Annotated in this window: 19 protein-coding genes; 7 read left to right on the forward strand and 12 right to left on the reverse strand. The window is 53.6% G+C overall.

Going from position 1 to position 21045, the window contains the following annotated elements; translation table 11 throughout:
* Nucleotides 1-4: 4 nt before the first annotated feature.
* Nucleotides 5-1165 carry a winged helix-turn-helix domain-containing protein gene (locus K2F33_RS05200; RefSeq protein ID WP_263881171.1) on the reverse strand — a complete coding sequence of 387 codons (1161 nt, stop codon included), beginning with the start codon at nucleotides 1163-1165 and terminating at the stop codon, nucleotides 5-7.
* Nucleotides 1166-1525: 360 nt separating this feature from the next.
* On the opposite strand from K2F33_RS05200, the gene K2F33_RS05205 reads away from it, so the two are divergent.
* The gene (locus tag K2F33_RS05205) at nucleotides 1526-1864 is read left to right on the forward strand and encodes a hypothetical protein (RefSeq protein ID WP_263881172.1); all 339 of its coding nucleotides are present in this window, start codon (nucleotides 1526-1528) and stop codon (nucleotides 1862-1864) included.
* A gap of 225 nt (nucleotides 1865-2089) precedes the next feature.
* Here the strand turns inward: K2F33_RS05205 and K2F33_RS05210 are convergent, their stop codons facing one another.
* The 4 genes from K2F33_RS05210 to K2F33_RS05225 all read right to left on the reverse strand — a co-directional run bounded on the left by K2F33_RS05210 (nucleotide 2090) and on the right by K2F33_RS05225 (nucleotide 5970).
* The gene (locus tag K2F33_RS05210) at nucleotides 2090-3067 is read right to left on the reverse strand and encodes a siderophore ABC transporter substrate-binding protein (protein WP_244879487.1); all 978 of its coding nucleotides are present in this window, start codon (nucleotides 3065-3067) and stop codon (nucleotides 2090-2092) included.
* A 235-nt stretch (nucleotides 3068-3302) separates the two neighbouring features.
* A complete protein-coding gene (locus K2F33_RS05215; RefSeq protein WP_089549638.1) occupies nucleotides 3303-4061 on the reverse strand; it encodes an iron ABC transporter ATP-binding protein in 759 nt (252 codons plus the stop codon).
* A complete protein-coding gene (locus K2F33_RS05220) occupies nucleotides 4058-5014 on the reverse strand; it encodes an iron chelate uptake ABC transporter family permease subunit (protein ID WP_076171982.1) in 957 nt (318 codons plus the stop codon). The genes K2F33_RS05215 and K2F33_RS05220 overlap by 4 nt, the downstream gene beginning before the upstream one ends.
* Nucleotides 5011-5970, reverse strand: a complete 960-nt coding sequence (locus K2F33_RS05225; RefSeq protein ID WP_089549636.1) for an ABC transporter permease — start codon at nucleotides 5968-5970, stop codon at nucleotides 5011-5013. Before K2F33_RS05225 ends, K2F33_RS05220 begins: the two co-directional genes overlap by 4 nt.
* 268 nt (nucleotides 5971-6238) lie before the next feature.
* Here K2F33_RS05225 and K2F33_RS05230 point away from each other — a divergent pair, with 268 nt between their 5' ends.
* Complete coding sequence (locus K2F33_RS05230; protein WP_076171988.1) at nucleotides 6239-6367, forward strand: DUF4023 family protein; 129 nt, start codon at nucleotides 6239-6241, stop codon at nucleotides 6365-6367.
* Between the two features lie 307 nt (nucleotides 6368-6674).
* Nucleotides 6675-7301 carry a DedA family protein gene (locus K2F33_RS05235; protein WP_076171991.1) on the forward strand — a complete coding sequence of 209 codons (627 nt, stop codon included), beginning with the start codon at nucleotides 6675-6677 and terminating at the stop codon, nucleotides 7299-7301.
* A gap of 146 nt (nucleotides 7302-7447) precedes the next feature.
* Here K2F33_RS05235 and K2F33_RS05240 read toward each other — a convergent pair whose 3' ends face one another.
* The 4 genes from K2F33_RS05240 to K2F33_RS05255 all read right to left on the reverse strand — a co-directional run bounded on the left by K2F33_RS05240 (nucleotide 7448) and on the right by K2F33_RS05255 (nucleotide 10955).
* The gene (locus K2F33_RS05240; protein WP_089549635.1) at nucleotides 7448-8266 is read right to left on the reverse strand and encodes a carbohydrate ABC transporter permease; all 819 of its coding nucleotides are present in this window, start codon (nucleotides 8264-8266) and stop codon (nucleotides 7448-7450) included.
* A complete protein-coding gene (locus tag K2F33_RS05245) occupies nucleotides 8266-9132 on the reverse strand; it encodes a carbohydrate ABC transporter permease (protein WP_089549634.1) in 867 nt (288 codons plus the stop codon). Before K2F33_RS05245 ends, K2F33_RS05240 begins: the two co-directional genes overlap by 1 nt.
* A 29-nt stretch (nucleotides 9133-9161) precedes the next feature.
* The gene (locus K2F33_RS05250) at nucleotides 9162-10385 is read right to left on the reverse strand and encodes an ABC transporter substrate-binding protein (RefSeq protein ID WP_263881173.1); all 1224 of its coding nucleotides are present in this window, start codon (nucleotides 10383-10385) and stop codon (nucleotides 9162-9164) included.
* A gap of 192 nt (nucleotides 10386-10577) precedes the next feature.
* Nucleotides 10578-10955, reverse strand: a complete 378-nt coding sequence (locus K2F33_RS05255) for a c-type cytochrome (RefSeq protein ID WP_076172002.1) — start codon at nucleotides 10953-10955, stop codon at nucleotides 10578-10580.
* A gap of 182 nt (nucleotides 10956-11137) precedes the next feature.
* Between K2F33_RS05255 and K2F33_RS05260 the strand changes: the two genes are divergently transcribed.
* The 4 genes from K2F33_RS05260 (at nucleotide 11138) to K2F33_RS05275 (ending at nucleotide 14903) form a co-directional block, all read left to right on the forward strand.
* Nucleotides 11138-11914, forward strand: a complete 777-nt coding sequence (locus tag K2F33_RS05260; RefSeq protein WP_076172005.1) for a gluconate 2-dehydrogenase subunit 3 family protein — start codon at nucleotides 11138-11140, stop codon at nucleotides 11912-11914.
* A 33-nt stretch (nucleotides 11915-11947) separates the two neighbouring features.
* Nucleotides 11948-13669: a GMC family oxidoreductase gene (locus K2F33_RS05265; protein ID WP_076172008.1), complete on the forward strand. Its 1722-nt coding sequence runs from the start codon at nucleotides 11948-11950 to the stop codon at nucleotides 13667-13669.
* Between the two features lie 44 nt (nucleotides 13670-13713).
* Nucleotides 13714-14442, forward strand: a complete 729-nt coding sequence (tatC, locus tag K2F33_RS05270; RefSeq protein WP_089549631.1) for a twin-arginine translocase subunit TatC — start codon at nucleotides 13714-13716, stop codon at nucleotides 14440-14442.
* A gap of 260 nt (nucleotides 14443-14702) precedes the next feature.
* The gene (locus K2F33_RS05275) at nucleotides 14703-14903 is read left to right on the forward strand and encodes a twin-arginine translocase TatA/TatE family subunit (RefSeq protein ID WP_076172013.1); all 201 of its coding nucleotides are present in this window, start codon (nucleotides 14703-14705) and stop codon (nucleotides 14901-14903) included.
* A 1380-nt stretch (nucleotides 14904-16283) separates the two neighbouring features.
* Here the strand turns inward: K2F33_RS05275 and K2F33_RS05280 are convergent.
* From K2F33_RS05280 to K2F33_RS05290, 3 genes are all read right to left on the reverse strand, one after another.
* Complete coding sequence (locus K2F33_RS05280; RefSeq protein WP_373319040.1) at nucleotides 16284-18173, reverse strand: ABC transporter ATP-binding protein; 1890 nt, start codon at nucleotides 18171-18173, stop codon at nucleotides 16284-16286.
* Nucleotides 18160-19905, reverse strand: coding sequence for an ABC transporter ATP-binding protein (locus K2F33_RS05285; RefSeq protein ID WP_263881174.1), 1746 nt, complete (start codon nucleotides 19903-19905; stop codon nucleotides 18160-18162). The genes K2F33_RS05280 and K2F33_RS05285 overlap by 14 nt, the downstream gene beginning before the upstream one ends.
* A 132-nt stretch (nucleotides 19906-20037) precedes the next feature.
* Nucleotides 20038-21039 carry a glycosyltransferase gene (locus tag K2F33_RS05290; RefSeq protein WP_263881175.1) on the reverse strand — a complete coding sequence of 334 codons (1002 nt, stop codon included), beginning with the start codon at nucleotides 21037-21039 and terminating at the stop codon, nucleotides 20038-20040.
* Between the last annotated feature and the right edge of the window lie 6 nt (nucleotides 21040-21045).

Below are 21045 nucleotides of genomic sequence, written 5' to 3' on the forward strand. Positions count from 1 at the left end.
AACATCAGACAGCATTTAGAATGCTTTCGATTTTTTCTTCGATCGGCGCTTTATTGGCTTCCAGTTGATACATCCGGTTATATTCGGCGTATTTCGCGGCAAACTGGCGGTGAAGCTGGGGATCCTGCACGCTGCGCTCCAGATAAACCAGCGTTTCCCGAATCGATCCGACGATCAACGGCACGTTGTGCGTCATCTCTCCGACCTCTATGCCGTAGTTCAGGGCTGCCGCGGCCTCGGCGCGTTTCCCCTGCCGGAGCAGCATCCGGCCTTTAAGCCCGTGATAAAAGCAAATTTCCCGCAAATACGGGGTTTCCTCCAGCATCCGTTCAACTTCGCCTGCGCAGCGTTCGGCTTCGGGCAGGTTGTCTGCACCCAGGTGGACGTACATCTCCGCCATTTTGATATGGACGTTGAACATATCCAGATCTCCCCCCGCCTCGCGAACGGCCTCGTATGCCGCCTTAACCCTGGACAGATCCTCTTCGGCCCGGCCGTTGTCGGTATACAGCCCGATAATATTTAAAATCCTCAGCTCCCGCTGATGATCCTCCGGACCAATGTTGGCGGCCATGGTTCGCTCGAAGTAATCCAGGCATTTTCCCGGCTCATTGTAAAAGTACAAGTAAAAATGCAGCAAATAATACAGCTTGCTCGATGGCGGGAATTCGGTATCCGTTAAAAACCAGTTGATATCCGCCTGCGCATACCGGATAAAAATCAGGTGGGACGGGGGCAGCTCAAATCCGAGCAGATCCTGCTGGCTCGCCAGCGTAATCATCGATTTGCATTGGCCGTACATGAGGTACTTGTTCATCAGCTGCCGCATTTGGGCCTGCAGCTCGGTATCCTGCATCGACGGATTGCGGAGATCCGGCTCTTTGACCGTCAGGCTGTAGCCATAGCCGCGCACCGTATTCAGAAAGACCCGGTTACTCCAAGGACGCAGCTTCTTACGCAGACGGTAAATGTGGTCGTCCACCGTCCGCTCCACCGGATATTCCATCGGCCATACCCGGTCCAGCAGCTGTTCCCGGCTGAAAGCCTGACCGCGATGGCTGTATAAAAATTGCAGCAGCGCATACTCTTTGGCAAGCAGCGAAATGCGCTCCTCCTGGTAGCTGACCGTATATCCGCTAGGATCAAAATCCAGCTGGGCCACCATCCTCCCCCCTTTCTTCAACCGCGCATGTTGGCGACCGTTTGTAACCCTTTCTGTTATTTAAGCATATTCCCGATTTACCGCACAATAGGATGGAGGCGTATGATGAAATGATACTGTTAAGCCAACTTTTACCGCAGCGTAACGTTCAAGAGTAAAAGACGTTGGATTTTGAGGTATGATTAGGAGGTGCACCCGTGATCAAAATTCAAACCAGATTGGTCATGGTACCGGTTGTGTTATATGCCATCTGCCTGTTGATAGGCTGCAGCCAAGCAACGTCGGCCTCGCCCGGCCCTCCATGGTTTCACAGTGCTGAACAGGCCGTGGAATATGGCCTTTATGAAGAGAGGTGTTTTACCGATGATACGTCAACTCAGACGCCCGGCGGTTCTGCTAGCAACGACTGCCGGTACAGCCACCATCCTGCTTTGGATGACGCTCGGCTTTTTCAATCCGTATTCATCCAGCCTCGAAACCCGCCCCCTTCAAATCACCTTCTTTACGCTGTGCGTACCGGCTGCCCTTGCGATCGTGTCTGCTTGGTTTCGCCGTAAAGCTCTTGTGCTGATCGCTTTTCTTTGGTCCCTGCCCATTAGTTTGTACCTCGCGATGACCCCGGGCATATTTGCATGGTTTGGCGCTACCTCTTGCGCTTATCTGGTCACCTACTTCCTGATGCTGGCGGAACGGCAGCGATAAGGTGACAGAGAAGGCAGTAAGAGTAAATAGGTGCACAAGTACATCTATTTCAATTTCAGTCGCGTGTCCCCTCCAGTCCCCTATTCCCCGCCTCTCCCTGTTTGCCTCCCCAAACTTCGCCTGCTGTACCCTACCAAACGCAAAAAAACCGCCGCGGCGTCCTTACGGACCTCCGCGACAGCTCCTGGTGGCACGCGCTTGAACGGGCGCGTACTCTTTGCCTAACTACTGAATGCTTGCTCCGACTTCCTTGACCATCTCCTGTACGGACAGCAGTCCGCCGCCGGAGAGGTACCAGTAGTTCGGATCGAGATATACGATATGCCCTTCTTTGAAGGCTTTCGTATTTTTGATCAGATCGTTCTCCACCGTCTGCTTGGCGGATACGGATTCTCCGCCTTCTCCGGCCACAGCCGCGCCGCGGTCTACAACGAACAGGTAGTCCGGATTCTTCTCGGCTACGTATTCGGATGTGACGCTTTGACCGTGCGTAGAAGCTTCAATGTTTGCATCCACCGGCGTAAAGCCCAGCACGTCGTGGATCAGTCCGAAGCGGGAGCCCGCGCCGTAAGCGCTCAGCTTGCCTTCGTTCGCCAGCGCGATCAGGGCGTTTTTACCCGATGCAGCGGCTTTATCGTGAATTTCCGCGATCGTCTTGTCAACATGGTCCAGCTCTGTTTTGATCTCGTCCTCTTTGCCGAAGATCTGGCCGACGGTGTTCATATTCTCCTTAAACGATTCCATGTACCGTGTCGTATCCAGGCCCAGATAGACCGTCGGCGCGATCTTGCTGAGCTCTTCGTAAGCATCGGATTGGCGGCCGGAGATAATAATCAGGTCCGGGCTCAGTGCGTTGATTTTTTCAAAATCCGGCTCTTTCAGGCTCCCCACGTTGCTGTATGCATCCTTGTCGGCGTACTTGGACAGGTACGGAGGAATGTTCGCCTGCGGAACCCCGGTAACCTGAACGCCCAATTTATCCAATGTATCCAGAATGCCAAAGTCGAACACGACGACCTTCTGCGGATTTTTTTTGACCTTTGTCTCGCCCAGCTTATGTTTAATCGTCAGCTCCTCGGAACCGGAAGCCGCCGAAGTGTTGGTTGGTTCAGCAGACGCCTCTTTCGCGGGTTCTGCCGTATTTTTATTGCCGCATGCCGCCAGGACGACGACCAATACGGCCGTGATGATGAACAGCATCATCTTTCTTGTATTCAACTTCATCCACCCCATATTCTGATTTGGTTTTCGGCTTGAACCAAGCCGTAAATGTATAAAATTATGTGATGAACTATCCGCCGGCGCCTGGCTGGGATGAGTCCACGCATATAATTTCCCTTGGTTAGCACTGCATATGATTTTTCACTTGGCCCGTTTAACTCAGGGAGAACTTTATTTTTCGAACAAGCTGCCTCTTACCTCTCCCGGGCCTCCGGCTTCAGGCAAAATAAACGCAAATTTTGTTGTTGTTAATGTTCTCAATGGGGATATCCATCCCGTAGACCTGCTTCAGCACGGGCGTATCGATGATCTCGTCCGCCGTTCCTTCCTTCACGACTCTGCCATTCTTCAGGGCAACGATGTCGTCCGAATAGACGGAGGCAAAATTGATGTCATGAATGACGATAATGACCGTCTTACCCAGCTCATCCACCATCCGCCGCAGCACCTTCATGATCTGCACCGAGTGCTTCATGTCCAGGTTGTTCAGCGGTTCATCCAGCAGCACGTAGTCGGTGTTCTGGGCAATAACCATGGCGATAAAGGCCCGCTGCTGCTGCCCTCCGCTCAGCCGATCCAGGTACTGGTCCTGCAGATCGCCGAGCTCCATATAATCGATGGCTTCCTGAACGTATTTCCAGTCCTCCGGCTTCAGCCGGCCCTGCGAGTATGGGAACCGCCCGAAGCTTACCAGTTCCTTGACCGTCAAGCGGACGTTAATATGATTGGACTGCTTCAGAATCGAGATCTTCTTGGCGAGTTCGCTGCTCTTGCAGCGGTCCACCCGCTCCCCTTCGATCAGGATTTCACCGCCGTCACAGGAAATGAGGCGGCTGATCATGGAGAGAAGCGTGCTTTTGCCCGCCCCGTTGGCACCGATAAAGGAGGTGATTTTCCCTTTGGCGATGTTCACCGAGACGTTGTCGACCACTGTTTTGCCGCCATACAGTTTGGAAACCCCTTTAACCTCGATCACGATGATTTACTCCCCTTTAGCAAAAGATAGATAAAGTACGCGCCGCCGACCATATTGATGATGACGCTCAGCGTCGTGGAGAAGGTAAACACCCGCTCCACCAGCAGCTGCCCGCCTACAAGGGCGACGATGCTGATCAGCACCGCAGCCGGAATCAGCAGCGTGTGCCGGTAGGTCCGCATCAGCTGATAGGCCACGTTCGCCACGAGCAACCCCAGGAAGGTGATCGGCCCGACGAGCGCCGTCGCGATGGAAATGAGCACCGCCACAACAATGAGCAGCCTTTTCACCACCCGGTCGTAATCGACGCCCAGATTGACGGCGTGATCCCTTCCCATAGCAATAACATCGAGATACTTGGTATAGCGCATAAAATAGGCGGTCACCAGCACGATCCCTGCCGCCGAAACCAGCAGCAGATCCGTATTGACGTTGTTGAAGCTGGCAAACATTTTGTCCTGGACGATTTGGAACTCGTTCGGATCGATGAGCACCTCCATAAAGGAGGACAGGCTCTGAAACAATGTGCCGAAGATCAGACCGAGCAGAAGCAGAAAGTAAATGTTCTGGCCTTCCCTTTTAAACAGGAGCTTATAGAACACCACCGAGAACACGGCCATCATACCGACGGATATGAGAAAATTCACGTTTTTGCCCATCGCCGTCAGGCTGATTGAGCCGAAAACGTAGACCATAAAGGTCTGAAATAGCATATAAAGGGAATCCAGCCCCATAATACTCGGCGTCAAAATGCGGTTGTTGGTAATCGTCTGGAACACGACCGTCGAGAAGGCGATCGCTCCGCCGGTCAGGACCATGGCCAGCACTTTTTTGCCCCTGCGCGGAAGGATATAGTCCCAGTTGCCCCCGGACTGGATCACCATAAAGACAGCAATCAGGACAAGTGCGATGACGGTTAGAACGATCAGCTTGGTCAGGTTGGATTTGCTCATGTATAAGCCCTTCTTCTCAGCAGTAAATAGATAAAGATCGCGCTGCCAATCACCCCGACAGTGACGCCGATGGAGATTTCATACGGAAAGATGATGACCCGGCCCAGAATGTCGCAGAACAGAACGAACACAGCTCCCAGTAGTGCGGTATGTAGCAGGCTTTTTTTCAGATGATCCCCCAGATACATCGTGACGATGTTCGGAACGACCAGGCCCAGAAAAGGAATCATGCCCACGGTTAAAATCACGACCGATGAAATAGCGGCGACGATGACCAGTCCGATATTGACGACGGCCTTATAGTTAAGCCCCAAGTTCACCGCGAACTCCTCCCCCATGCCCGCAATTGTAAAGCGGTTCGCGAACAGATAGGCGATGATCAGGAGCGGAATGCTGATGTACAGCATCTCGTATCGGCCTTTGAGGATCATGGAAAAATCGCCCTGCAGCCAGGAGGACATGTTCTGGATCAGATCGTTTTTATAGGCAAAAAACGTCGTGACCGAGCTGACAATGTTGCCGAACATGAGTCCGACAAGCGGAATGAAAATTGCGTCCTTGTATTTGACCTTATCCAGGATCCGCATAAAGATCATCGTTCCCAGCAGGGCAAAAACGAAGGCCACCAGCATTTTCACCAGCGGCGCCGCGTTACCAAACACCATGAGGGCCACCAAAATGCCGAACCTTGCCGAGTCCATCGTTCCGGCCGTCGTCGGCGACACGAACTTGTTTCTCGTCAGCTGCTGCATGATCAGGCCGATAATGCTCATGCTCGTGCCGGCAATGATAATGCTGATCAGGCGCGGCAGGCGGCTGATCCAGAGCACCTGCTTCTGTTCGGCTGTGAGATGAAACAGATCCAGCGGGGAAATATCCTTCACCCCGATAAACAAAGAAGCGGCTGAGAATACGATAAGCAGGATCCACAGCGTCCACAGGTAAGTGTTTTTCATGGCTATCCAACGCTTTCTTTAGTCTGGCCAGTCATTGAAAATAATGAAAATATTCCGAAAAAGCATATGTCACTCTCGATCTAATTAATAATGATATTCATTCTCAATTAACTGACTTAGTTATTATTCTAACAGCTGACCGGTTTTTGTCAAACGTTTCTGGGTATTTTTATTCTTCTGCCTTCTTCCCGCAGGATGAATGCAGGCCGCCCGGAGTGGTCATAGTAACAGGGAATGCCGACTGCAAACACAAGGAGGTTGAACAGCCATGGACAGCACGCACGAGTATGTGGAGAAGCTCCACGATACCCAGGAAAAAGCCCGCAAACACAAGGATGGCATCAGCAAAGGAGCCAGCGCAAAGCTTCCGACCAAGCAGCATGGCACGAAGAAATAACCGCAAACCTTAAAAATGGGCATTTCCCTTTCGACCGAAGGGGAAGTGTCCTTTTTATTTGAAGATATATGAAAGTATAAGCTCCAGAGAGTGCTCCTCCTTATATCGCAAGATAGGCGTTTTTCTTATTATTCAGGGATTTTCGCAAAGTTTCTGCAATCTCCAAGACCAAAGTCCAGTTTGATCCTAGTCCAGAGACAGTTTCTGGATGGCCTGCCGCTCCGTTAGAATGAACGAAAGCATGAGACGGCATCGGCCTCAGGTTGGATTTGACTGCAGGCGGCGAAGGCCGGTAAGGAGAGAAACTATGGAGTGGATCATCCATCTGTTTGAACAATACGGGTATATGGTGCTGTTTGGTGGCCTTTTCGCCGAATCGTTGGCAATTCCCTTCCCGGGAGAGCTGGCCATGGCCATCTCCGGCCATATGTCGACGCTGGGGAGCTTTCACCTGCTGCAAATTATTTTGTATTCGTATATCGGCGCCATCGTCGGCACGACGGTGACGTATATTATCGGGTATCGTATGGGAACGCCCTTCTTTGAAAAATACGGCAAGTACGTCCTCCTGAACCCGGCCCGGATCGCCAAAATTACCGGCTGGTTCGACCGGTACGGCACCAAGCTCATTCTGATCTGTTACTTCGTGCCTGGACTCCGGCATTTTACCGGATACGTGTCCGGCGTGCTCCGGATCAATGTCCGGACCTTCTTTATCTATAACTACATCGGCGGACTCGCCTGGGTCATCGTCTATGTCATGATCGGCAGACTGGTCGGCTCGAAGATCGAGCAGTTCCTGCATTTGATTTCCCAGTATTCGCTTGCCGCGATCCTTGTGGCTGCTGCGGTCCTCGTTCTCGTCGTGTACCTAAAGCGGAGAAAAAAATCTGCAGTCCCCCGGGTCAAAGCCGAAGTGCGGCAGGAGGACTAAGGGCAAGCGCACACGAACGAGCAGCTAACAGCTGTGGGACAGCCGACGCCCGATGACCGCACGCCTAGCACTGGCTATCGTCTAGAACGTCAAAAGCCGCCCCCGGTGCTTGCCCGGGGAGCGGCTTGTAACAAACGCTTTACACTTTATTTGACGGCGCCCTGCGTCACGCCGTTGATGATCCATTTTTGTGCGAATAGGTAGATGATGATCATCGGCAGCATCGCCATCAGATACGAAGCGAAGGCCAGGTTGTAGTCCGTGTTGAACTGTCCCTGGAAAATGTACTGCACGAGCGGCAGCGTATAGCTCGACTGGTCGCTGATGATGATCAGCGGGAGCAGGAAGTCGTTGTACGTCGACAGGCAGATCAGGATGCCGACGGTGGCGTTGATCGGCGCCATCAGCGGGAAAATGATCCGCCAGAACGTGCCCCACGTCGTTGCCCCGTCCACCGTGGCGGCCTCTTCCAGCGCCGTCGGGATCGAGCGGATGTAGCCGACGTAGACGAAGACGTTAAAGGCCAGCGCATAGACCGTATGCAGAATCGTCAGGCCGACCAGATTGGTCATGTGCAGCGCCGACGCCAGCTTGACGATCGGCAGCATGATGATCGGGAACGGAATGAACATAGCGCTGATGAAGTAGAAGTACAGCCCTTTGAAGAACTTCCGGTGCATATTCCGGGCGATGGCGTACGCCACGAGCGAGTTGGTGAGCAGCGTCAGCACCACCGTGGAGATCGTAACGAGCGCGCTGTTGCGGAATGCGCGGAAGAAGTTGGTCATTTTCACCGCGTTCGAGAAGTTTTCCCAGTGAAACGTCGTCGGAATCGCGAAGACCGACCGCGTCATCTCCTCGGGATTTTTCAGTGCAATGGTCAAGGTCATGTACAGCGGGAACAAAATCAGCAGCGTCCCCAGGGCAATCAGGATCATGACGGCCCAGTTCGTTTTCGTTCTCATTACATATCGCTCTCCCTTCCTTGAAGAAATTTAAGCTGCAGGATGGAGATGATCGCAATGACGATAAAATAAATGACCGAGTTGGCGGACTGGTAGGCGAACTCGCCTCCCTGGAACCCGCCGATGTAGATCAGGTGCGAAATGGACTGTGTCGCCCGGCCGGGCCCGCCATTGGTCAAGGCGACGATCTGGTCGAAGACCATCAGCGAGTTTTTCATCGCCAGCACCATATTGATCGTGAAAAACGGGGAAATGAGCGGAAAGGTAATTCTCCAGAATTCCTGCCAGCGGCTGGCCCCGTCCAAATTTGAAGCTTCGTACAGCGAAGCCGGGATGGTCTGGAGTCCCGCCAGATACAGAATCGTATTAAACGCAATCCCCTGCCATACCGCCACGATGACGACCCCAATCCAGGCCAGATTTTCGTTGCCCAGTATGTTCGTTGAGAACGCATGGATGCCCAGGTTCTGCCCCCAGATCGTAAAGACGTTGGAGAACAGGTAGTTGAAAATGTAACCGACGATCAGCACGCTCAAAATGTTCGGTAGAAAGTAAATGCCGCGGAAGAAGTTGCGCGCCTTGATCCGCGCGTTCAGGCCAAGGGCGATCAGCAGACTGAGCACATTGATCAGAATGGTGACGACAATGGCGAACTTGAAGGTGAACAGGTAGGCGTTCCCCACGTTGCTGTCCGTAAAGAGGTTTGCGTAGTTGCGGAACCCGATAAAGTCGTAATGCTTCCCGAACCCGTTCCAGTTCGTGAACGAATAGTAAATGCCCTGCAGGGCGGGCAGTGTCATAAATACGAAGAACAGTACGACCGCCGGCACGGTCATCCAATAAAACGCCGTAAGTCGCTTGGACATCCCTTCATCCTCCTCTTTTAGTCATGATGTTATTTCCGGCTCTGGACTTTGTCCCACTCGGTATCGAGCGTTTTCAGGTAGGCGTCGATATTCCGGTTTTGCAGGAATCCCTGAACGATCGAGTTCAGCTGCACGGCGGCCGGGATATAGTGGTCGGCAAAATCGACGACTCGGCCCGCCTTGAAATAAGGCTGCAGCTCGGCAACCGCCGGGTCGTCCTGCGTCACGCCCTTGACGGCCGAAAACGCGGTTTGCTCTTTGATGTATTGGCCGATGTTGTCCGGCTCGAGGAGAAAAGCGATGAATTCCTCCGCTTCTTTTTTATGCTTGGTGCTCTCGGAGATGGTCAGCAGCGTGTCCACCCCGGAGATCAGCTTGTTCTTGTCCGGGGCGTTTCCGGTCGGGAACGGGAAGAAGCCGATATTCGCGTTCGGGTTCGATTTCCGGATTTCCGGAATGGCCCAGCTGCCCTGGATATACATGGCCGATTCCCCGCGCGCAAAGGCACGGTTGCCGTCCGCGTATGTTTTCCCGAAGTTGTCCCCATGTCCGTAATCGAGCAGCTTCAGCTGCTTCTCCGCCACCTCGCGGAACTTATCCTGGAAGGTCACCTGATTTTCACGGCGCTGCTTGAAGAAATCGATGCCGACCAAGTTGGGTGCCAGCGCATTAAACGGCAGGTTCGTCTGCCAGTCGTCCTTGTATGTAAAATAAAACGGAATGATGCCGCTGTCCTTCACCTTTTGGGCAGTCGCAATCAGCTCATCCCACGTTTTCGGAACGCTCAGCCCCAGCTTCTTGAAGATGTCCTTGTTGTACATAATGCCGTTGGCGTTGGTTGCGTAAGGGATGCCGGTAATTTTACTCAGCCCCGTTACGTCCTTGAGCATTTTTATGTAGTTCGGATCAATGGATTCGACCAGCTTGCTCTGGGTCAGATCGGCGAAAATATCGCTCTGCGCCAGGATCGAATACGTGTCGGTCGCGCCCATGCCGATGACGTCGGGAATGTCGTTCTTGACGACCCTTGTCTTCAAGACCGTTTCGGCATCCGGCGGATTCACCTGGGTGACCTGAATCCCGGGGTGCGAAGCGTTGAACTTGGCCACCAGCTTATCAAAGGAGCCTTTGGCCTCCGGCTTGTTTTGAAAAAACTCCAGCTTGACCTTCCCGGCGTTCTCCCCGTTATTCCCGCAGGCCGTCAGCATCGACGCGAGCAGCAGGCAGGCCAGAAGGATTCTTCCCATTTTCATGCGAAACCCCCCATATCGAAATTCTTGATGTTGAATTTTCACTAAAATTACCCGATTTTGTCGAAAAATAAACAAGCCGCCAAGCATGAAGCCTGCAGCGAACATGCGAATGCAGCGCCGTCTTCCCGGCGAAGTAAAAAAGCAGCCCCCTGACGGAATGGCTGCTTTTTGCATGGCTGGGCCGAAGCGTGCTTATTTTTTGGCGGCCAACCACTGGGCTACGCCTTGAATGTCAGCATCGGACAGTTGGCCTTTGAAAGCCGGCATGCCGCCGCGGCCGTTCGATACGATCCCGGCGATTTCGTCCGCGGAGTATTTGGCTCCGACCTTCTGCAGGTTCGGTCCTACAGCGCCTTCGAGGTTGTTGCCGTGGCAGCTGACACAGTTCGCTTTAAAGGTCGCTTCCCCGTTGCCGGCTGCTGCATTGCCGCCGGTTTGACCGGTCGTTGCACCCGTATTCCCGGCGTTGTTATTGGCTGCGCCCTGATTGTTGTTATTGTCGCTGCTTTTACCGCAGGCGGACAGGGAAAGAACAAGCAGCAGGCTCAGGAAAATGATCGATTTTTTCATTGGGGGTGTCTCCCTTCAACTTTTTCAAATTTGCCTCAATACAGCTACAATGCCCCAGCAATAAGCTTTTCATGTACGCGGATTATCGTGATTTCTCGGATTTGCGGTTTTTTCGCCTTAGCGTGGCATGTGCATAATATACCCAGCAAAGGGGAACATATCCCTCAAGGAGGAATGCAACCATGGCAGAACAACAAAAGGAACAACCACCAAGCGGGTCCAGGCGCCAGTTCCTGAAATATTCAGGGACGGCGATCGGCGGTCTGGTCGTCGGGGGCGTGATCGGCGGAGCCATTACCGGCGGCTTCAACAAGAAAAAGCCGGCTGCGAATGCGCCGACATCGCCGCAAACCGGAACGCAGCCTGCTGCAGATTATAACCATGCGACCATGTACTTCAACCAGCGCCAGCTGCAAATTACACAGGCAGCGACAGAGCGCATTTTCCCTAAGGACGATAACGGTCCTGGAGCCAACGATTTGGGTGTTGCTTACTACATCGACCACCAGTTAGCCGGTCACTGGGGCTTCAATGCCCGCGAATACCGCATGGGGCCTTTTGTTAAAGGGGAAGCCACACAGGGCGACTATCAGAGCATTAACCGTAACGAGGTCTTCCTGCTCGGGCTTACCGCCATTGACAATGCAAGCCAGAAAAAGTACCAAAAGGGGTTTACCGACCTTGCCGACGAAGAAAAAGACGCCATTCTGACCTCGCTCGAAAAGGGTGACATTGAAGTGATTAACGGCATCACCGGCAAAAGCTTCTTCGATCTGCTTCGCAATATGACGCTCGAAGGCGTATATGCGGACCCGCTCTATGGCGGCAACGTCAACATGGAGGGCTGGAAGATGCGGAACTATCCGGGCAACCAGATGTCCTATGCCAAAATTGTCGGTGAGGACGCTTTTGCAAAAACAGATCCGCTCAGCCTGCATGACCATTTGGCCACACATTAATTTTTACATGCTGACAGAGAAGGAGAGTTATCCATGGCTACGAAATTGCCAAGAGTCCCGGTATTGATCGTCGGGATGGGATGGATCGGTGGCATTATCGCCGCTGAATTAAGCAAACAGGGAATCAAGGTCGTCGGCCTGGAACGCGGTAAACCCCGTTCCACCGAGGATTATTACATGGTCCATGACGAGCTCCGTTACGCCCAGCGCTATGAACTGATGCAGGATTTGTCCAAGGAAACGATCACCTTTCGGAACACGTCGAAAATGACCGCCCTGCCGATGCGCCAGTACGGCGCCTTCCTGCTCGGGGAAGGCCTCGGAGGCGCAGGCATCCACTGGAATGGACAAACGTACCGGTTTCTGCCGTACGATTTCGAGATCCGGAGCAAAACGATCGAGCGCTATGGGAAGAAAAAAATTCCGGATGGCATGACCATTCAGGACTGGGGCATTACATACGACGAGCTGGAGCCCTATTTCTACAAGTTCGAAGAGGTCGCAGGCATCTCCGGGGAACAAGAACAGACGCCGATGGTCGGCAAGCGCTCCAAACCGTTCCCGACCAAGCCGATGATCAAGACGCCGATGATCAAAATGTTCGAGGAAGCGACCAAAAAACTGGGCTACCATCCGTATATGATGCCGTCGGCCAACCTGTCCGAGCAGTATACGAACCCGGACGGCATTACCCGCGCCCCTTGCCAGTACTGCGGCTATTGCGAGCGTTTCGGCTGCGAATACGGCGCCAAGGCCGATCCGGTCGTGACCGTGCTTCCGGTCGCACAGAAATCGGGTCATTTCGAGCTGCGCGAGTATGCCAATGTGACGGATATTCTGCATGACGGAAAAAAAGCCACCGGCGTGAAATACGTCAACCCGTTGACCGGCCAGGAATATGAGCAGCCGGCAGACGTCGTCATTCTGGCGAGCTACGTGTTCAACAACGTCCGGCTGCTGCTGACGTCCAAGCTCGGCAAGCCGTACGATCCGAATACGGGAACAGGCGTCGTGGGCAAAAACTACGCTTACCAAACGAATGGCGGGTCGGCGACGGGATTTTATGACGACCAGCAGTTCAACCTGTTTGCCGGAGCTGGCGCGCTTGGCATGGAGATCCCGGACTTCAACGGCGACAACTTTGACCACAGCGATCTGAATTTCATCCACGGTGCCGGCATCCGGATTTCGCAAACCGGGCTCCGCCCGATCGCGAACAATTCGGTTCCGAAAGGGACGCCAACGTGGGGCAAAGACTTTAAAGCGACCTCGCTGAAATACGCGAACAACTACTTGACCGTGGCGGCGCAGGGATCGAGCATGCCTTGGAGGCATCACTATCTCGATCTGGATCCGACCTACAAGGATGCTTACGGCAAACCGCTGGTCCGGATCACGTTCGACTTTGAGGAGCAGGACCGGCAGATGATCGCCTTCATGGCAGGTAAAACCGAAGCCATCATGAAGGAAATGAAGCCTTCGTCCATCGGCTCCTCCAAAGAGCTGGGGCCGTTCAATATCGTGCCGTATCAATCCACGCACAACACCGGCGGCGCGATAATGGGATCCGACCCTTCAACTTCGGTCGTCAACAACTATCTCCAAATGTGGGATGCCGAAAACGTGTTTGTCGTCGGCGCATCCGCCTTCCCGCATAACAGCGGTTATAACCCGACGGGTACCGTTGGCGCCCTCGCTTACCGGGCTGCGGAAGGCATTGCGAAGTATTTGAAATCGGGCGGATCTCTCGTTTAAGCGAAAACACCGCCTGGGGGCAAGGAAAAAGCGGAGGGAATCAAATGGATCAAGACAACTGGATTGTTCATGTCGCCGAGGCGCGAAAGCGGCTGATCATCGTCGGCATCTGCTTCATCGTGACGTTTGCCGCCGGATTGTACGCCGCCCCCGGCATCCTGCTCTACCTCAAGTCTCAGCCTTTGGCGGAGCCGATTGCCTGGAACGTGTTTTCCTTTACGGACGGCATTCTGATCTACATGAAATGCGCGCTGATCTTCGCGCTCATGTTCACGGTTCCCGTCCTGCTGTACCAGCTATGGGCTTTTGTGAAGCCGGGGCTCACAGAGCATGAGGCGAAGAGCGCGTTCCCCTTCATTCCGGTCGCATTCATGCTTTTTCTGGCTGGGCTGTCGTTCAGCTATTACGTCGTGTTTCCGATGATGCTGAAGTTCATGAAGCGCATGAACCAAACGATCGGGGCGATCGAAACGTACGGGATTGACCGGTACTTCGGGTTCCTGTTCGATCTGGTCATCCCGATGGCCATCGCCTTCGAGCTTCCAGTGGTCATTCTATTCCTGACCCGAATCGGAATCTTGACGCCCGATACGCTGAAAAAGACGCGCAAATACGCGTACCTGGGGTTGGCGATCCTCGGCTCCTGCATTTCGCCGCCGGACTTCGTCTCGCACCTGTCCGTCACCATTCCGCTCATCCTGCTGTTCGAGATCAGCGTTTATGTATCCGGCCGCCAGTGGCGGAAAATGCAGTCCAGCCCGTCCGGCAGCTAGGTCACTGCATTCCCGCCATCCGGTTGCTGGGCTACTGCAGTTCCTGCTCATTAGCAGCTGCACAGCCCCAAAGTCTGGCAACTGCAGCAGTTCAATCCGTCTGGCAGCCAGGAAATTGCACTCTCCGTCTATCCGAGACCGCATCAGTTCCGTAGTCCGGCAACTCGGGGTTGCAGTCCTGACCATACGACAGCCGCCATCCGTCCAGCGTTCAGTCATCTGGGGCTAGGACGTTAATCCAGAAAAGAGGTGTACATGCTATGCTGAACAACATTGGTGTATCCGGCCTGGTCATTATTTTGGCCATCGCCCTCGTCCTCTTCGGGCCATCGAAGCTCCCGCAGCTCGGAAGAGCGTTCGGGGACACGCTCCGCGAGTTCCGGAGCTCCACACGCGGAATCGTCGAGGAAGAAGAGACTTCCTCCGAGTCTTCGGTGAAGCAGCTTGTCGAGAAGCGCTAATATGCCCAACGCAACGCCCATTAAACCGATAAAAAGCAGCCTCCCCTATGGGGAATGGCTGCTTTTTCAATGAGGGTCCCTTCGATGGGGACCCTTTTTGGCTCTTCAATGGGACCCTCTGAAGAGACTAGTTGCTTATTAATGAGGGTTCATTTCCGGGCACCCCTGCACGACTCACTTCTATGTGCCCTTCGCTTACTTTATAAGAATAAAGAGGGGGGGTATACGAAAATCGTCCTTTTCCAGTGTACATTTCTCTATTTTGTCCCACAAAAGAAAGACACGGCACTTATATTCTCCAGCCCTCGAATCAAAGAGGATACCTCTATATCTGGTGTTATAACTCACCAATTATCTATATCTAGAAGTTTACGATGAACCAAAGGTATGGTACTAGTGTCCACCTTTTAAAAGACAAAATCGAGTTTTGTTCGTTTCCATTAGACAAATCCAGTCTAATTGGGACCAGCAAGAGGGCGTAAGGGCCCAAACCGTTCTTTTTCCCGTTGTTCTCCTGGTTTTAAATTCACGAACTGCTCCCTTGCACTCCACAATTCTCAAGCTAATCAACTGCTCCACGGCACTCCAAAAATCTCAAGTCAATCAGCCTTTTCTCCGGTACGGTTCAGATTTCAAAACCACCAACACTTTTCCTGATCTCAAAACCACTAACTGCTCCTGACAATCACAAATCCCAAGTCAATTAGCTTTTCTCCCGCACTGTTCAGATCTCAAACCACCAACACTTTTCCTCCTGATCTCAAACCCACTAACTGCTCCCGACAATCACAAATCCCAAATCAATCAGCCTTTTCGCTGGTACTGTTCAGATCTCAAAACCACCAACACTTTTCCTGATCTCAAACCCACTAATTGCTCCAACAATCACAAATCCCAAATCAATCAGCCTTTTCTCGTCTCAAAACCACTACCTGCTTCCCGACACTCTCGATTTTGAAATAGCAATCGCACTTCCTCTGTCCTCATATAATGGACATATCCTTGTTTTGTTTTATAAAAGGAGGACACGACACTATATTCTTCTACGGGCGGTTGGATAGAAAATTTTCCTATATTTTGTGTTATTATTTATGTTCAAATCAATATATGGGGTTGTGATTGAGGACAAAGATATGGTGTTAGTGTCCACCATTTAAAAGACAAAATCGAAATTTGTTCGTTACGAGTGAACAAACACTATGAAAATAAAAATTTAGGTTTTGTTCATTGTCAGTAAACAAACATCATGAAAGATACAATCTGAATGTGTTTGTTGTCAGTGAACAAGCTCCTTTAAACGGTACAATCCGAATGTGTTCGATCTGATTAAGACAAATTCAATAGAATCGTGAACAAGCTGCGGGAGCGCAAGCCGACCCATTATTCTCCTGCGCTCTCCAGGTTTTTGAACTGGCTCTCGAACATCCGGGCGTAGAAGCCCTGGCGCCCGATCAATTCGTCGTGGCTGCCCTGCTCCACGATCTCGCCGTGATCGATGACCATAATGTTGTCGGCGTCCCGGATCGTGTTGAGCCGATGCGCGATAATGAAGGTCGTACGATCCTTCATGATTTGGAGCAGCGCATCCTGGATATGCAGCTCTGTTCGCGTGTCGATGCTGCTCGTCGCCTCGTCGAGGATGAGGATCGATGGCTTCGCCAGGATGACGCGGGTGATGGCCAGCAGTTGGCGCTGACCCTGGCTGAGATTGCCGCCGTTCTCCGACAGCTCCGTCTCATAGCCGTCCGGCAGGCGGCGGATGAACACGTCGGCGTTCGCCATCACGGCGGCTTCGCGGATTTCCTCATCCGTCGCGTCAGGCTTGCCGTACTTGATGTTTTCCTTGATCGTGCCGGAGAACAGGTACGTGTCCTGCAGCACGATCCCGAATGTGCGGCGGAGGCTGTCGCGGGTGTAATGACGGATATCGACGCCGTCGATCCGGATGGAACCCCCCGTCACGTCGTAGAACCGTGTCAGCAGATTGACGATTGTCGTCTTGCCCGCCCCTGTCGGCCCCACCAAGGCCGTACTGGTCCCCGGCTTCGATTCGAAGCTGACCCTTTTCAGGATCGGCACCTCTGGCCGGTACCCGAAGCTTACGTCCTCGAATACGACGTGGCCTTTGGTGCGATCGAGCCGTACCGCATCCGGCAAATCGTCCGGCTCCTCCCGCTCGTCCAGCACCTCGAACACCCGCTCTGCACCCGCCACACCGGACTGAAGCAGATTATAGATGTTGGCCAGGTCGTTCAGCGGGCGGACAAACTGGCGGGAGTAGCTCAGGAAGCTCGCGATCACGCCGACGGTAATGAGGCTTTTGACGGCGAGAATCCCGCCGACGAGCGCGACGGCGGCAAAACCGATGTTGTTGATGACGTTCATGAGCGGCATCATGAAGCCGGAGCGGATCTGCGCTTTGAGCCCGACTTCAAACAAGCGGCCGTTGACCGCCTCAAACTCGTTGATCGCTTGATGCTCGTGATTAAACGCTTTGACGACTTCCATGCCGGAAATCGTCTCTTCGATATGTCCGTTCAGCATGCCAAGCTGAACTTGCTGCTCTTTGAACAGCACCGACGTTTTGCGTGTGACCGTGCGCGTCAGCAAATACAGAATCGGCACGGTTATGAGGCTCGCCAGGGTCAGGATCGGGCTGAGCACGATCATCATCACCAGCGAGCCGATAATGGCGATACCGCCGGCCATCAGCTGCGTGGTGGATTGGGATACGGTCTGGCTCACATTGTCGATATCGTTGGTCAACCGGCTCATGACTTCCCCGTGCGAGCGGGCGTCGAAATAAGATACCGGAAGCTTCTGCAGCTTCTGAAACAACGAACGCCGCAGTCCCGCAACGATTCGCTGCGACACGCCGGCCATCAGCCAGCCCTGCAGAAAGACGAGCACGACGTCCGTGATATAGGCTGTTGCCAGCACGATAATAAACGACTGCAGCAGCCCGAAAGCGACGCGTCCCTGGTTCGCGGACATAGCGTCGATCGATTTACCGATCAGAAACGGTCCGATCAGGGTTACGCCCGCATCGATGATGATAAACACCATGATCAGGCTGAGCAGCTTGCGCTCGCGTCCGAAATAACGCCACAGGCGCCCCATCGTTCTCCGGAAGTTTTTGGGCTTGACCGGCTTGCCCCGTCCCATGCCCCCGCTTCCGGGTCCCCTCATCATCCCGCCAGGGCGTCCCGCAGGACCCGGTGCCCCAGGAGGCGGCGTCTGCTGTGCCTGTGCGGCTTCATTCTGCGGCATGCGGATGCATCTCCTTTCCCATCTGGGATTGGTAAATCTCCTGGTAGACCCGGCACGTCTCCATCAGCTCTTCATGCGTGCCCGTGCCGACCATCTCCCCGCGGTCCATTACCACGATCCGGTCGGCATCCATGACCGACGTGATCCGCTGGGCGATCAGGATGCAGGTCAGCTCGCTGGCATACGTCCGCAGCGCTTCCTTGATTCTGGCTTCGGTCGCGACGTCCACCGCGCTCGTGCAGTCGTCGAGAATCAAAATTTCCGGCTTCTTCACCAGCGCCCTGGCAATGGACAAGCGCTGTTTCTGTCCGCCCGAGAAGTTGACGCCGCCTTGGCCGATCCGGCTGGCATATCCTTCAGGCGAAGCCATGATGAAGTCATGCGCTTCGGCGATCCGGCACGCCTCTTCCATTTCATCTTGGCTCGCGTCTTCTTTGCCCCATTTCAAATTGTCCTCCACCGTGCCGGTGAAGAGCATGATCTTCTGCGGAACGACGGCGATCATCTCACGCAGCGCATGCGGGTCCATGTCACTCACGTCAGTGCCGGCCACTTTGACCCGCCCTTCGCCGGCATCGTAAAAGCGCGGAATCAGGCTGACGAGCGTACTTTTTCCCGAACCGGTCGAGCCAATAATCCCCACAGTCTCCCCGGGAAGGCAGGTCAGCGTAAAGTCGCGAATGACCGGGTCGCCCTGGGTACCCGCATAGGAGAAGCTCACATGCTCGAAGTCGATGCGTCCGCGCTGAGAAACGCGTTTCGCCGCCGACTTCCCTCCATGATCCAGCCCGCTTCCTTCGGCAAACACTTCGCCAATCCGTCCGGCGGATGCCTTGGCCCGCACGAACATGTTGAAGACGTTGCTGATCATCATCAGCGAGAACAGCATTTGCGTCATGTAGTTAATGAACGCGATGATGCTGCCGACCTGCATCTGCCCGTTGTCGACCCGAATCCCGCCGATCCAGAGGACGGCGATGATGCCGAAATTGAGGAAGAGCGAAATCCCCGGTCCGAAAACGGACATGACCCTCATCGACAGGACCGAGCGGCTGGACAGCTCCGTGTTGGCGCTTTCAAATTTTTCCACTTCGTAATCAAAGCGGTTGAACGCCTTGACCACCCTTACGCCCGACAAGTACTCGCGCATGACCCCGTTCACTTTATCCAGCGCCCGCTGCACCCGGATAAAGAATGGAAAACCGATCTTCATGTTCAGCACGATGAGAACGGCCACAACCGGCACTACCACCGCCAACACGAGCGACAAATGCACATCCAAACGGATGGCCATAATGAGGCTGCCCACGCACAGCAGCGGTGCCTTTACGAAAAACCGCATCATCCCGTTCACGAAGTTCTGCACCTGGGTGACGTCATTCGTCAGCCGCGTGATGAGCGAGGCCCGGTCGAACTTATCCATGTCTTCAAACGATAGGGACTGGATTTTCCGGAACAAATCGGACCGCATTTCCGCCCCAAACCGCTGTGACACATGGCTTGAAATAATGTTTCGGGTGGAGGCCGACACCGCGCCAACGGCGGTGATCAGGAGCATAAGCCCTCCGTAATGGAGGACTTGATCCATCCGGCTCTGGGCCACCCCGACATCGATGACCTTGGACATCATAGTCGGCTGCAGCAAGTCGCACAGCGACTCTACCGCCAGAAACAATACCGCTACGCAAAACAGTTTCCAGTATTTCTTGACGTACTTGTTGAAAAAGGACATGGCTGCATCACCTTTTTACGCTTATTTGAGGTAAAGCTACATGTTCACCGATATGTAATTTAAGACATATACACTAGTGAAGATTACTCCTTTTTCGGTCATCTGTCACGACCAATATCCGGCAAAAATCTTTTATTCCCTAAGCCACTTGTCAAAAAACTCGCGGTACCCTTCCTTCATGATGCGGCTGGAAAAGCTCTCAAAAGCGTAGCTCCGGTTGTCCCAGGAATAAGAAGACGGCGATGCCGCAGCCATGTTGACCAGCTCAAACCAATTTTTTTCGTTCCCTGAAAAGGAATGCCGGGCGCTGATATGGCCGTAGCATGGGTGCTCGGGCTTTACGACGATTTTGCCCATGGCGAGCGCTTCGGTCAGCGGCATGGCGAACGTATCGAATTTCGAACAGTTCCAGTACACCTTCGCCGTGTTCATCAGCTTAAAAATATCATCCTGGCTCAGCGCAAACTGCAGCCGGACATTGAGCGGGATGTCGTATTTCTTCATGCTCTCCCGGTATCGTTCGCCCCCGAAGACCATGTACACCTCTTTGTCCGGATTCTGCCGGGCATACTCCAGCACGAGATCCGGCCGGCGGTTCTCCTCGTCCCGTCCGATCCACAGAATGCGGCTGTTCACGATCTGCGACGGATCAAAATGCCGCTCCGCCAGATCCTCGCTGAATCCGATCGGGATCACATCCACGTCGGTTACCCCGAAATTGCGGGCAAGCTCGCCTTTCAAAAACTCGGTCTGCACGACCGCCTTGTCCACCATTTGATAAAAAGGCTTCATCATATCGTACCCCGTCAGGGCCGGGTCGGGAAAGCTGTGCGGAAAAAGCACGCTGTTTTTAAGAAACATTTTCAGATAAGTAAATCCGGATACGGTATAGATCACGTGCTCGATGCCGTTTGCGTAGATCTGGTCCAGCACGATGTCATAGTTCACCAGGTCACCCTTTTCATGCTCGTATCCAGGCACCCAGTCATACCCGCTCACATGGCGCTCCGGAGATATAAAGATGATATCCACCCCCAGCTCACGGCCGATGGCCTGCAGGCGGTCCGCAAAGACGCGCGGCCCCTGCCTCTCGGTAAATTGGATCTTTCTCATGACCAGTCCGACTTTGCTCATAACTTC

Source organism: Paenibacillus sp. PSB04, from assembly GCF_025809195.1.
GTDB classification, from domain to species: Bacteria; Bacillota; Bacilli; order Paenibacillales; family Paenibacillaceae; genus Paenibacillus_AQ; species Paenibacillus_AQ favisporus.